Below are 13,251 nucleotides of genomic sequence, written 5' to 3'. Positions count from 1 at the left end.
AAAATTGGCAATAATTTTCGCCACTATGTGCTGGAGACAAATGAGCAGCCCATCGTTTCCGGCGTCGCGATCGGTAGCGCGGTGGCCAGCGGCAAAGTCTGTGTCATTGAAAGCGCAGCGGACATCGCTTGTTTTCCCGATGGAGCCATCCTCGTCACGGGAAATACCGATCCCGACTGGGTGCCGATCATGAAGCGGGCAGCCGGCATCATCACGGATCGCGGTGGTAGCACCAGCCATGCCGCCATCGTCAGTCGCGAGCTGGGCGTTCCGGCCATTGTCGGAACACATGATGCGACGGTAAAGTTGAGCGATTATCAAGAGATCACTTTGTCTTGCGCAAGTGGCGACAAAGGCTTGGTCTATTCCGGGCTGCTCGACTTCGGGTTCGAGGATATCGACCTGTCCGCAATCCCTGAAACGCGCACCGAATTAATGTTGAACATCGCTGATCCAGCAGCAGTATTCCAATGGTGGCGACTGCCCGCAAAGGGCGTCGGTCTGGCTCGGATGGAATTCATCATCAACAATCTGATCAAGGTGCATCCGATGGCGTTGTTGCACCCTGAGTGTGTGTCAGCCACCGACAGTCGCCGCATCCGTCAGCTTGTGCGCGGTTATTCCGATCCTGCCGACTATTTCGTCGATGTACTGGCGCGCGGCATTGCTCGGCTGTCAGCACCTTTCCACCCGCACCCATCGATTGTCCGCTTGAGCGATTTCAAGACAAATGAATATGCGCATCTGGTTGGCGGCAGCGCTTTCGAACCCAAAGAGGAAAACCCGATGCTCGGCTTTCGCGGTGCGTCCCGCTATTATAATGAACGGTATAAAGAGGGTTTTGCCCTTGAGTGCCGTGCCGTCCTAAAGGCACGGGAAGAGTTGGGCTTTGCCAACATCATCGTCATGGTGCCCTTTTGCCGCACACTGGCGGAAGCTGACCGGGTGTTGGACGTTATGGCCGAAAATGGCCTCTCCCGTAGCGTAGACGGGCTTCAAGTATATATGATGTGCGAGATACCTTCCAATGTTTTGCTCGCCGAAAAATTCGCAACTCGCTTCGACGGATTCTCAATCGGTTCCAATGATCTGACGCAACTGCTTCTGGGCGTTGACCGCGATTCAGAATTGCTTGCTGCCCTGTTTGATGAACGCGATGAAGCGGTGACGCTGGCTATTGCCGAGGCCATCCGCAAGGCGCATGCGGCGGGGATCAAAATAGGTATCTGTGGGCAGGCGCCCAGCAATTATGGGGACTTTGCGGAATTTCTGGTCCGTGAGGGTATCGATTCCATTTCGCTCAATCCTGACAGTTTCGTAAAGACCTCTTCCGTGATAGCTGATGCCGAAGCAGCAACATCAGGCTAAAGCCAGCAGTAACAGCCCGCCAGCGGCCGTGTAGCCAAGGCAAATGGGCAGCGTGGATTTGAGTACAGCGCCTTCGCGGCCCATCAGTCCAACCGTCGCCGCTCCGGCAACGATATTGTGCGGGGCGATGATGTTGCCAATGCCCGCTCCAAAACCCTGTCCCGCCAATGCCAGCAACGGTGCCAACCCAACTGTTTCTGCCGCTGTCAGCTGGAAGTTGCCGAACAAAATGTTGGATGATGTTGCCGAGCCGGTAATGAATGAACCCAGCGCGCCAATAAATGGCACCGCTATCGGCCAGATGCCTCCGAATATCGCAGCAGAACTGGCGGCAAGCGTTGCTATCATGCCACTATGCACCATGATTCCCGACAAAAACAGCACTGAGACAAGTGCCAAAGCGACCGACGGCAGGCGGCGAGCTGCCTTGCCCAAGGCAGGTAACATATGTGCGCGACTGTCTTTTTGCACCAAAGCCACACCAGCCAGCGCGAGCATCAGCATGGTACCCGGATGATATAGTGGTTTTGCAAGACCGCCGAAACGACCGGCAATCTCCCATTCCAGCACGAAGGACTGAAGCGAGACAGCAAGCGTAGGTACGATACGGGTCGCCAACATCGCCACCAATATCAGAATATAGGGCAAGAGAGCCCGCATCAGACCGTCCTGGGTTCGGCCGGTATCGGCATCTTCAGCACGCCAAAGCCATTTGGCAATGCCAACAAAGATCGCACCCCCCAGCATTGCACCACCTAGCGTCGGCAATTCAGGGCCGGTCAGCCACGCAAGCAACGTCGCGGGCAAAAGAAAACACACAGCCGCAAGCGGAGGGATGAGACTATTCTTCTTCGAGAGCCGACACCCGCTGATATGTGACAATACTTGTACCAGCGTCCATCCGAGGGCGAGGTGCAGGACCATGATTGCGAACGATAACTGGTGTGGATCCTGAGGCGAAAGTTCAAGAAGGGCCATGACAGGCGTGCCGACGGCGCCAAAGGAAACTCCTGCTGCATGTCCGACAAGCGCGAGCAGCAACGCCTTCGCGGGCGGATAGCCAATCCCAACCAGCATTGGCGCAATAAGCGCAACGGGCGTGCCAAACCCAGCTGCGCCTTCCATCAGCAGCGCCAGAAACCAAGCAAGGATCAGCAAGCGCGCAATTGGCTCATTGGTAATTGATGCCAAAGACAAGGACATCCGTTCCGCTGCGCCTGTACTTGTCTGCAATTCATGCAGCGCCAGTGCAGGAAAGATGATCCACAGGATGGTGGCGGCCGTAAACCCCGCTTCGAGTAGCGGGCCGGCCAGCGCGATTAAGTCGGTCGCATAGTCAAAGGTTGCAACTGCGACCAGAATTGCCATTGCCGCGCCAGCCATGCCTGCGGAAGCTGCTGACCAGCCGAGGCCCACCATGCACAACGTCAGTATCAATATCGGCAGCAGCGCCAGCAGCTCGGGCATGCCTCATGCCAGCATTTCGACTGATACGGGGTATACGACCTTTCCGTCACACTCGAACCGGGTTGCATTCGCAATCGTGGTGTTGGCAATGGCAGTCAGTGCTTCATGGGTGAAGAACGCCTGATGCCCAGTGATCAGCACATTCGGGAAGGTCAAAAGCCGCGCAAACACATCATCATGAATGATCTGCCCGGAAAGATTCTCGAAGAAAAGGTCGCTTTCCTCCTCATAGACATCAAGGCCAAGATGACCAATCTTGCCGCTTTTGAGGCCCCTGATCACGGCTTTGGTGTCGATTACTGCACCGCGGCTGGTGTTGATCAGCATCACCCCCGGTTTCATCTTTGCGATGGCATCATCGTCGACCAAATGCCGTGTCCGAGGCGTAAGCGGGCAGTGCAGCGTCACAATGTCCGATTGCTCAAGCAAGTCCGGCAGTGCGACATAGTCACCCGCGAACACAGCGCTAGGAATGGGATCGCTTGCCAAAATCCGGCATCCGAACCCGGCCATGATTCGCGCCACTATAACCCCGATCTTGCCTGTGCCGACGATGCCAATTGTTTTCCCCGCAAGGTCGAAGCCGAGCAGGCCATCGAGAGCGAAATTGCCTTCGCGCACCCGATTATAAGCCCGGTGGATGTGTCGGTTGAGAGACAGGATCAGCGCGGCGGTATGTTCCGCAACCGCATGCGGTGAGTACGCAGGAACCCGACCGACCGCAATGCCGAGCGTCTTGGCAGCCCTCAAGTCCACGTTGTTAAAGCCTGCACAACGCAGCGCGATCAGGCGTACACCAACCGATTGCAGAAGCTTTAGCGCTTCAGCATCAAGGTTGTCATTGACGAAAATGCACACGGCTTCGACGTCTCTGATTGCCGCTGCTGACTGACTGTCGAGGCGATATTCGTAATAGGAAAGTTCATGGGGTAGTCCGGCGGCAGTATTGGCCGTATCGAGAAACTGCCGATCATATGGCCGTGTGCTGAATATGGCGATTTTCATGGGCGCACTCTGCCTGTCTGCCAGTTCGGTTTACATACGTATCTTTACCGAAAGACACTGCCGAGTTGTGGTTTAGTGCAATGGACAGAGGATATTAAATGCAGATCATCGCCACCCTTACGCTCAACCCCGCAATCGATGCCGCTTATCAAGTCGATAAAATGCATCCTACGCACAAGATGCGCTCGCATGAAGAGCGTTACGATCCGGGTGGCGGCGGCATTAATGTAGCGAGGGTAGTGGCAGAGCTGGGTGGGATGGTGCGCGCCTATTATGCGGCAGGGGGGCCCACCGGGGCTGCGCTAGGTGGGTTGCTCGACGTTGAAGGATTGCCGAAGCATCTCATCCCCATAAATGGGGCAACGCGGTTGAGCGCAACGGTTCGCGAGAGCGAGACAGGCGCTGAATATCGCATCGTTCCGCGCGGCCCGAATCTTTCAGAAAGTGAGTGGCAGGATTGCCTGGCTGAAGTGGAGGCGATGCAATGCGACATTCTTGTCGCCAGTGGTTCGCTGCCCAATGGTGCTCCAGAGGATTTTTATCGGCGCGCGGCGGCAATTGCGGCGAAACGAGGTATCAAGTTCATGCTCGACAGTTCCGGACGCGGATTGAAGCATGCTTTGGGAGACGCGAACATCCTGTTGATTAAACCAAGCCGGGGTGAATTGTGCACTTTGGTCGGAAAATCGCTGGACAGCGAACCGGAAATCGTGGCCGCTGCGCGTGATCTGGTTGCCTCTGGCGCTGTACAGAATGTCGCGGTCACATTGGCGCATGACGGGGCCATATTGGTGACGTCTGTAGGAACCTATCGTTTGCCCGCGTTGCCCGTCGAGGTGCGAAGCTCGGTTGGCGCGGGGGATTCATTTCTCGGCGCGATGGTATTTTCCCTGTCGCATGACAAGCCCGTGACTGAAGCATTCCGTTTTGGCCTTGCTGCCGGCACGGCTGCGGTGATGTCGCCTGGCACGCAGCTTTGCTCGAACGATGCCGTGCACCGACTTTTCGCGCAAGTCGGCGAACCTGCATTGATTCCAGAAAAATCCTGATCGCGATAAAGGTAAAAGCGACCGCATCGTCGAGTATAGCTGCTCCCATAGAATATTGTCGCACCCCGCCGACGCCGATGGTCGAAAGCAGCAAGGCTTGGTCATTCTGGATGGTTAGCCGCAACTGCCAATCTGTATGAATTCTCAGAGGGAATTCGGGCGGCACCCGCTTGGCTTCGCTTAGGCCGGAGCCTCCCGATTTCAGCGCGAACATATTCTGTTCCGCCATGCCAGCCGTGCATCGTGCATTGGCTGCCAAGAAATTTGGAGAAGGTGCCAGCCGTTATTTGGTTCGGGAATCCGTTTTCAGATTGGACGGGAGCTATAATCAAGAAATTCACTATGTGGGCGGATTGTGTGCGCCTTCGACCACAGTTTCGTTTACATCTTCCTCAGCGACAAAAGCGATGCGTAAGGCCTCCGACAAGCTGCGCACCCTCAGCTTTTCCATTAAATTTGCACGGTAAATCTCTACCGTTCTCGGCGAAATCCCCAAGTCGAAGGCAATTGTCTTGTTGGGATAACCCTGAACCAGCCCATTCAGCACATCGCGTTCCCGTCCTGTGAGGCCGGCAAGTCGTGTGCGTGCTTCCGCTGCTTGCATGGCAACAGCGCGTTTGACATCTAACCGCGCAAAGGCTTCGTCGAGAGCGAGCATGAGTTCGGACTTTCCATAAGGCTTTTCGACAAAGTTTACTGCGCCAGCACGCATCGTCTTCACCGCAATGGCGATGTCACCATGCCCGGTGAGTATAACAACTGGCATATCAATCCCGCGAACAGTCATCTCTCGCTGCACCTCCAGCCCATCCATCTCGGGCATGCGTATATCTAGCAGCACTGCACCCTGCTCGGCTTGTTTGGCAGCTTTTAAAAACTCGACCCCGGACACATGGTTGCAGACGCGATAGCCTTCGTGTTTCAGCATGAAGGCAACCGACCGGCGGACCGCGTCGTCATCGTCGACAATATGGACCAGTTTGCCGTCAGGCATTTTTGATCTCCGCAGTGGACCTGTTCAAAGTGAATTTGAATGTCGTGCCACCTTCCGGGTTAGGTTCAACGCTTAGCTTCCCCCCGTGTGCCTCTATGATCGTTGTGCAAATCGACAGCCCCAGCCCCATGCCTTCTGGCTTGGTTGTTATGAATGGCAGAAACAGCTGCTTGGTGACTTCAGGATCTATGCCCGATCCGGTGTCGGACACCGCAATAGAACACATGCCGTCGGGCAGGTTGCGTGCGACAATGCTCAGATGCTTGCGCTCGGATTTCTCCATTGATTCGATGGCGTTGCGCATCAGGTTGATGAGAACCTGCTGGATCTGCACGCGGTCGACGGTCACAACGTCGACGTGGTCGATGTCGACCGTCCAGCTGATGCCTTTTTCGCGTGCACCGACAAGACCTAGTGTCGTTGCATCGCTTATCAGCTTGCCAACTTTTACAATTTCCCGATGTGTTTCTCCTTTCGAAACGAAGTCTCTCAATCTGCGGACAATTTGTCCAGCTCGCACCGCCTCCTTAGCCGATTCATCGAGCGCCTCCAGCATCGTTCCGCCCAGTTCGTCGGGGAGGCTCGACAGTATGTCGCGGCTTGCTGCCATATAGTTCGCAATCGCAGTGAGAGGCTGATTGATTTCGTGTGCCAAAGCCGATGCCATAACCCCTATTGCGCTGACCCGAGAGGCATGCGCCAGCTCTGCCTGCATTTCCTGCTCGCGCGCTTGAGCGGCATGACGTTCGGACAGGTCGCGGACGAAGGCTGTAAAGACGTGGAATCCTTCCGCCTCAGCTTCACCGATATGCAGTTCGATTGGAAACTGTGCCCCGCATTTGCGGCGACCCTCGACAACTCGGCCTGTCCCTATGATCCTTTTTTCACCGGTCTGCAGATATCGGGCAAGATAGCCGTCATGCCGTTCTTGATGGGGCGATGGCATCAGCATATTGACATTATGATTGATTACTTCGTCACGGGAATAGCCAAAAAGCCGCTCGGCTGTCGCGCTGAAGCTCTGTACAATCCCGTGATTGTTGATGACGATCATTGCGTCCGGGACCGTTGCAAAAATTGCCTGGATAAGCGATGCATTCGCGCTTAATTTGGTGCCTGAGAATGGCAAATCGGTTGTTCCTTCGAGCAGCTTCCTGACTGTTTGCAAATCGGGTATTCGGTATTATCGGGCAATGCGGACAAATACGTAGAAGCACATAGGTAACAGACCGGATTTTGCCGGATTGCCAAGTACCCCATACTTCAAGATGTAAATCGGAAATACAGGAAAACCGGAGCAGATGGCATAATTCACTGCCGTAACCGGTTGGCCCTTGCGATGCTGGGCCAAAGAGGGGCCGCACGCACCTCCCCCAAAGACCCCGTGTGCGGCCCCACATTTCGTAATAGTTAGAAAGCTGTTGTCAGGTCGCGCCGCTCGACCCGTCATGCGAAGAGTCGTTCAGCCCTTTCGAGTTGTTGGCTGATAGCAAGCAGAGCTTTTTCGCGAGACTTAGCATTGGGCAATTGCGCGATACGGTCATCGAGCCCAGCCTTGAACGCGGCCAACTGCCCCGTCCAGTCTTTGGGTTCGAGTGATGCGAGTGTTTCCGGCTTGGCTTTGATACTGCGCCGGGCGGGCGCGGATGGTGCTAACCGCCACTGCTCACCAATCGCCGGTGTCACGATGTTAGGTATACCCGCAAGCGATCCTGCCTTGGTCTTCAATTCCTCTAATGCTAATCGTTCACCATGCACCGTAAACAACGTGCCTGTAATCGGTGACCGTGCGTCGAGCCACTCGAGCAAAGCCGCTTGGTCGGCATGGGTAGAATAGCTGTCGGTTGAGAATATCTGCGCGGCGACCGGCACATTATATCCTGATATGCGAACATGTTGCGCGCCAGCACGCAAAACCGCGCCGAGTGTGCCGTTAGCCTGATAACCGACAAGCAAGACGCGTGATTGGGGAAGGGGCAGGTTTTGCACCAGATGGTGACGAATACGACCGCCAGCACACATGCCCGATCCTGCAATTATGACCGCACCCTTCGCCGAATTCAGCCGCTTGGACTCCGTCACGTCATGGACAAAACGGATGTTGGGAAAGTCGAACGGGTCCGCCCCCAGAAAACGATGACGTAACGTTGCGCGGGTGACCTTATCGGCCAAGGGCGAGTCGACAAACACATAGATCGGTTTCAGTCTTTTGCTGGCGAAAAGCGCCATGAAATCTTCGAGCACAACCTGTGTCCGTTCAACTGCAAACGCGGGAATTAGCAAGTTTCCGCCGCGCGCGAGTGTCGCATCGACATGAGCGGCCAGATACTCACGGCGGTCGCTGATCAGCACTGGGTCGCGGTTGCGATCGCCATAGGTGGCCTCACAGATGATATGGTCAAATCCACCGCTCTCGGCCCTTGGACAAGGTATGATACGCCCATTGCCAATATCGCCGGAGAAGAGCAGGCGCTGCCCGTCGATCAACAACTCGACAGATGCTGAACCTACAATATGTCGTGCATCCCAAAACCTGAAACCGCAGCCATCGCCCAGATCTGTCCATTCGCAATAATCAGCGACACGCAACCGTGCGATGCAATTGTCGACGTCTTGCTCATCATAGAGCGGTTTGAATTTTGGTTGTCGTGCCCGATCAGGTCTGCGATTGCGGCGTGCGACGTCCGCAGCTTGCAGCTTCGCCGAATCAAGCAACAGCGGTTCGACGATGTCGGCTGTTGGCGCGGTGCACCAGATGGATGCATCGCAGCCGCTTGCAACGAGATAAGGTAACCGACCGCTATGATCGAGATGTGCGTGCGTCAGGATCACCGCGTCGATTGCCTTGGGATCGAACGGCAATGGTTCATAATTCAGATGTTCAAGTGAGCGAGTCCCCTGGAACATCCCACAATCGATTAAGATCCGTTTTGATTGGCCGATAACCTCGAAACAGGAGCCTGTAACAGTTCCCGCAGATCCATGAAAATTCAAGCAGACCCTTTGCATATGCTCCTCGCCGTCAATGCAATTATGCAAAATAACTTACGCTGATTGGCAAGTCGGCCATGACAGGGGCACCAAGGTTGTAGTTTTTGGCGCAATTCGGTCAACGCAGCGAAGTCCTCAGTGGGCAATCAGCAGGGGAAAAGGAGCATCCCGCAACATGAAGCGGGTAACACCTCCGAAGAAATACTGAGCTATCCTGCTATGCCCATAAGCTCCCATCACCAGATAATCGGCACCCAGCTTGACCGTCTTGCCCACTAAAACTTCTGCTGACGATCCAGATGCTGATTGCAACGGTATCGCATGCAGCGTTGACGTCAGCCCGTGACGAGACAGATATTCCGAAGCTGCGGTGGATGGCAAGTAATTGGCATCTTCCTTTTCTTCTTCTACGGTGACGATATGTATTTCGCTGGCCAGGGTGAGCATCGGCACTGCGAGCCGGATTGCATTTGCGCTTTCAATGCTGCCGTTCCAAGCGACGACGGCTGTTCCATTAATGTCGAAGCTGCGCGATGAATCCGGAACCGCCAAAACCGGCGTTCGTGACTTTATGACAACATCGCCGATGACGCCAAACGTTGCACCTTGACCCTTAGCCTTTCGTGGACTGCTAAGTACGATGATGTCGCTTAGCCCCGAATGGTTTAGCAATGACACAGCAGGGTCAGCCGTTTCCTGCAAGATGCTCCATGATACGCCCTCAGCAGCAAGTTGCGTTTCTATCTGCCCACGCGCGAGCATCTCTTTCCTCTCCAGCGCCGCTATTAATTCACCCGCAGCATAAGCAGCGCCGAAACCATCGGCACCGACAAAAGTCTGGATGGGTGTCACATGCAGGCAAGTTAGATGCCCGCCAGTCGCACGGACAATATCGAGCGCAACCTGCATTCGTGCCTCTAGCCCGTCGTCGTCATTGATATGCAGAAGCACCGATTTCATGTTTTATCTCCCGCTAGCCGAAATCGGGACATAAGCCTTGCCGACCAGCGGCTATATCAGGGACAATACGGATAAGATGCAATGCAATCGCGGCAATCAAGATAGCCCGCCCGGATGCTATGGCGCTTCTCAGCCAATGGAGCGCACAGCGGCAGGAACAATACGTATCGCCGGAAATAGCCTAAGTCCGCAATTAGTCACTTGTGATAAGACTCAATAAGGAGATTAAGGCGGTGAAAGTCAGCGAAATCATGACGATGGGGGCGGCCACGATAACGCCCGAAGCCTCTTTGGGCCAGGCGATTCAAATCATGGCTGATTTCAAGATCGGTTCTATTCCCGTGGTGGGCGCGGATGACCAATTGATCGGTGTTATTAGTGAAAGTGATTTTTTCAGGCTGATTGACGGTGCAGCCAAAATCGATCAGTTGCTGATGACGGCAGGCAGTCAACGCGCCGAATTCATCGAAAACCACTATGTTTATGAACTAATCAGTAACATTGCGATCAGCATCGACGCGGACGCCGATGTAAAAGCCGCTTTGTCACTCATGACAGTTCATGGAATGCGTCACGTGCCGGTGGAACGAGGCAGGAAGATCATCGGTATGATAAGCCGATCAGATTTTTTGAGAATGGTGACAGATTAGTCAACGATTCAGCTGATTTCACGCACCATCAATGTGTCACATGACATTGATTGCAAAAGTGCGTCCGCGGTGCTGCCAATCACGGCTTGACTGAAACCGCTGCGCCCATGCGTGCCCAAGACGACTAGGTCTGCGTTGACATCGGCTGCAGTTTTCCAAAGAACGCTTGGTGTTTCTCCATAGCCCAAATGTGTCGTCAAACGATCACGCAGGTCCTGGGGTATAGTTACGTCCTGCATAAAATTATCGAGGTCCGCTTGGGCCCATTCGGCACATTCTTGCTTTACCCCGTCGGAACGTAACCAGCCCTCGTAAGGAACATGATAAGCATGCACGACATGAATTGCGGCATCGGGGAACAAGTTCGCGGCGGTCAGCAATGCCTGCCGAGCGCAGCTTGAACAATCGATGGCGACAAGGATCGAGGTATAGGGAAGGTGCGGCCGCTGCTTGACCACCAGCACAGGGACAGTCGAATGGCGCACGACATAGTCGACCGCCGTTCCGATGAAATAGTCCCGGATGTGATTAAACCGCGCGACTCCGGTTACAATCAAGCTGCAATTCGCAGATTTGGCCGCTTCGACAATCACCGTCGGTGCCGATCCGATTGCCGGAACGATTATCACGTCGGCGTTAGGATCAGGCAGGATGCCGCGGATAATCTCTTCGTCGTCAACAGGATTGCCCGCTATTTTTGAATCCGGCTCGATTGCGTGAAGCACGATCAGAGGAACGTTCCATCGTTTGGCGAGGAAGGTGGCCCGATCAACCGCACGGTCGGAGCGGGGACTGAGGTCAGTCGCCACCAAAACTGGCTTGATTTGCGAAGTCATTTTGACACGTCCTTTCATGGCGTATGGGCTGACTCTTGCGAGACATAGGACGCCGACGCCGGGCCTGTCGCGCCGGATATAGTGAGCACCGGGACTGAACGCTGCGCATTGACAGGCTGCCCCAGCACTGAATGCGCTACCCCAAGCGGCAGCAGCAAGGCGATCGGCATCCTCAAAAGCTGAGCATACCCGCGCTGACATTTTTGGTTTGCATCATCGCGGACATCCCATCAGTGCACCAGCATCAACGGCATTGGAGCGCCGTCGAACATTCGCCGGGTAACCCCGCCAAGGAGGAACTCACGCAGGCGCGAGTGTCCATATCCGCCCATGACCAGCAAGTCTGCGGAATGTTCCAAGGCGACTGCGAGCAGAGCATCGCCAACGCTGCTCTTGCCTCGAACGCGGTGTATGATCTCGGCGTTCAGCCGCCTGCGTTGCAGATATTCCGCGATATCTAGGTCGATCAGGGTAGAGGCAATGTCCTTTTCGCCACCGATCTGGATCAGCGTAACTGTTTCTGCGTCCAAGAGCAGCGGCATCGCGGCACCGAGCGCGCGGGCAGAAGATGGCGAATTGTCCCATGCCAGCGCGACTCTCTTTGCCGCAAAAGGCTCTCGATGGTCGGCAGGGATAAGGAACAAAGGCCGACCAGCTTCAAACATGACATGCTCGGCAATACCTTGTTCGCTCAACATGCCTGTGGGATCGCAGCCCATGATGACGGCATCGTGTAGTCGGGCCAGATCGGTAACGGCTGCGAGGACGCCAAGTGCACGCGACCAACTGTCTATACTGAAAAGACTGAGACCTCGCCGATCTGCTTCGCCGCGAATGTCGTCGGTCGCATGCTTAAAGGCCATCGAGATATCGGTTGTCTCGACGTTTTGCGGACCGTCATCTGTCATCGCAACGGCGCCAGGCAGGTCAAGGATAAGTGCGCTGATATTTGCGCCAAAATGCTCGGCCAAGCTCAGCGCGTAGGCAGCGGCACCTTTTGTCACGTGGAAAGTGGTTACCGTTGAAACCAACAATATCGAATTCAGCATTGCCGTGAACCTCATTGATCAAGCCCATCTTCGGTTCAGTCTGCAATTTTGATGCTGCGGGGGCGATACGTAGAGTGCCGTAGGGATAAGCTCAGGATTCTACCGAGATCGTTTTACGGGCAAGAATCAGAGCTTTCATGATATGCAAGGGTGTCCCGCGATAACTCGGTCTTCGATTTCTAAAGCTGCCGCACCGCCCATTCCTCAATGGAAAGGCCGGACTGCTATTTCTGCACTTGCGCGACTTCTGAGTGTTGCTGTTAGCAGTGGCATGTAAACGTTGGTCGACGGTGCAAGCTGCGGTTTCAAAGCCGTTATCTCGGGGCATTCAAACGGAAATGGACCTTTGTGGCGATCGAACTTTGGTTTACGCTCAAATTCCGGTGAACCCGCCAAAACCTGCCATTCTCCGCAATTCGATTGTTTTTGTGTTAGCGCGCTAACACAAAATAGGCCGAAAAGCGTAAATAAGGAATTTTTGTTAACACAATATCTAACACATGAAATAACAAAAGCACATATTATCACATTATATCAAGATATTATATATTCATCGTTCCAACTCATAACCTGAAGGTCGTAGGTTCAAATCCTACTCCCGCAACCAACGCAAAAGCTTAGCGGCATAGCCGCTTAGCGTTGCGTTGCCCCGGACCCGATCCGGGGCCCATGCAGCGCCAACACTAAAGTTATTGTTCAGGCCCCCTAGCGGGGCCTTTTTTGTTGGTTTTGGTGAGGGCTGGATTGGGAGCTTGTTCAGCCGGAGCAATGGCAACGCCATTGCGGAGACCACGGCGAAGCCGTGAAATCCTACTCCCGCAACCAACGCAAAAGCTTAGCGGCATAGCCGCTTAGCGTTGCGTTGCCCCGGACCCGATCCGG

General features: G+C 54.7%; 11 protein-coding genes. 3 read left to right on the top strand and 8 right to left on the bottom strand.

Features of this window, described 5'->3' with window-relative positions:
* Nucleotides 1-1,368, top strand: a 1,368-nt coding sequence (gene ppsA / locus HEQ34_RS13395; RefSeq protein WP_296201322.1) for a phosphoenolpyruvate synthase, incomplete at its 5' end; no start/stop codon positions are given.
* On the opposite strand, the gene HEQ34_RS13390 is transcribed toward ppsA, so the two are convergent.
* Both HEQ34_RS13390 and HEQ34_RS13385 read right to left on the bottom strand, forming a co-directional pair.
* The gene (locus tag HEQ34_RS13390) at nucleotides 1,360-2,835 is read right to left on the bottom strand and encodes an L-lactate permease (protein WP_296201320.1); all 1,476 of its coding nucleotides are present in this window, start codon (nucleotides 2,833-2,835) and stop codon (nucleotides 1,360-1,362) included. The two genes, ppsA and HEQ34_RS13390, sit on opposite strands and share 9 nt — an antisense overlap.
* A 3-nt stretch (nucleotides 2,836-2,838) precedes the next feature.
* Entirely contained in the window at nucleotides 2,839-3,840 is a 1,002-nt protein-coding gene (locus tag HEQ34_RS13385; RefSeq protein WP_296201317.1) for a 2-hydroxyacid dehydrogenase, read from the bottom strand.
* 98 nt (nucleotides 3,841-3,938) lie between these two features.
* Between HEQ34_RS13385 and HEQ34_RS13380 the strand changes: the two genes are divergently transcribed.
* Nucleotides 3,939-4,889 carry a 1-phosphofructokinase family hexose kinase gene (locus HEQ34_RS13380; protein WP_296201315.1) on the top strand — a complete coding sequence of 317 codons (951 nt, stop codon included), beginning with the start codon at nucleotides 3,939-3,941 and terminating at the stop codon, nucleotides 4,887-4,889.
* Nucleotides 4,890-5,229: 340 nt separating this feature from the next.
* Here HEQ34_RS13380 and HEQ34_RS13375 read toward each other — a convergent pair whose 3' ends face one another.
* The 4 genes from HEQ34_RS13375 to HEQ34_RS13360 form a co-directional block, all read right to left on the bottom strand.
* Nucleotides 5,230-5,883 (bottom strand): response regulator, encoded by a 654-nt coding sequence (locus HEQ34_RS13375; protein ID WP_296201313.1) that lies wholly within the window; start codon nucleotides 5,881-5,883, stop codon nucleotides 5,230-5,232.
* Nucleotides 5,876-7,012, bottom strand: coding sequence for a PAS domain-containing sensor histidine kinase (locus HEQ34_RS13370; RefSeq protein ID WP_296201312.1), 1,137 nt, complete (start codon nucleotides 7,010-7,012; stop codon nucleotides 5,876-5,878). The genes HEQ34_RS13375 and HEQ34_RS13370 overlap by 8 nt, the downstream gene beginning before the upstream one ends.
* 317 nt (nucleotides 7,013-7,329) lie before the next feature.
* Entirely contained in the window at nucleotides 7,330-8,892 is a 1,563-nt protein-coding gene (locus tag HEQ34_RS13365; protein WP_296201310.1) for an MBL fold metallo-hydrolase, read from the bottom strand.
* Between the two features lie 117 nt (nucleotides 8,893-9,009).
* Nucleotides 9,010-9,834 (bottom strand): universal stress protein, encoded by an 825-nt coding sequence (locus tag HEQ34_RS13360; protein WP_296201308.1) that lies wholly within the window; start codon nucleotides 9,832-9,834, stop codon nucleotides 9,010-9,012.
* A 233-nt stretch (nucleotides 9,835-10,067) separates the two neighbouring features.
* Here HEQ34_RS13360 and HEQ34_RS13355 point away from each other — a divergent pair, with 233 nt between their 5' ends.
* Nucleotides 10,068-10,484 (top strand): CBS domain-containing protein, encoded by a 417-nt coding sequence (locus HEQ34_RS13355; protein ID WP_296201306.1) that lies wholly within the window; start codon nucleotides 10,068-10,070, stop codon nucleotides 10,482-10,484.
* Nucleotides 10,485-10,492: 8 nt separating this feature from the next.
* Here the strand turns inward: HEQ34_RS13355 and HEQ34_RS13350 are convergent, their stop codons facing one another.
* Together HEQ34_RS13350 and HEQ34_RS13345 are read right to left on the bottom strand one after the other, a co-directional pair.
* Nucleotides 10,493-11,320 carry a universal stress protein gene (locus tag HEQ34_RS13350; RefSeq protein WP_296201305.1) on the bottom strand — a complete coding sequence of 276 codons (828 nt, stop codon included), beginning with the start codon at nucleotides 11,318-11,320 and terminating at the stop codon, nucleotides 10,493-10,495.
* Nucleotides 11,321-11,550: 230 nt separating this feature from the next.
* A complete protein-coding gene (locus HEQ34_RS13345) occupies nucleotides 11,551-12,384 on the bottom strand; it encodes a universal stress protein (RefSeq protein ID WP_296201304.1) in 834 nt (277 codons plus the stop codon).
* Nucleotides 12,385-13,251 lie beyond the last annotated feature (867 nt).

Source organism: Sphingorhabdus sp., assembly GCF_023910635.1.
Taxonomy (GTDB): Bacteria; Pseudomonadota; Alphaproteobacteria; order Sphingomonadales; family Sphingomonadaceae; genus Sphingorhabdus_B.
The sequence above is the reverse complement of the archived record's forward strand: the minus strand, read 5'-3'. Positions and strand labels throughout refer to the sequence as shown.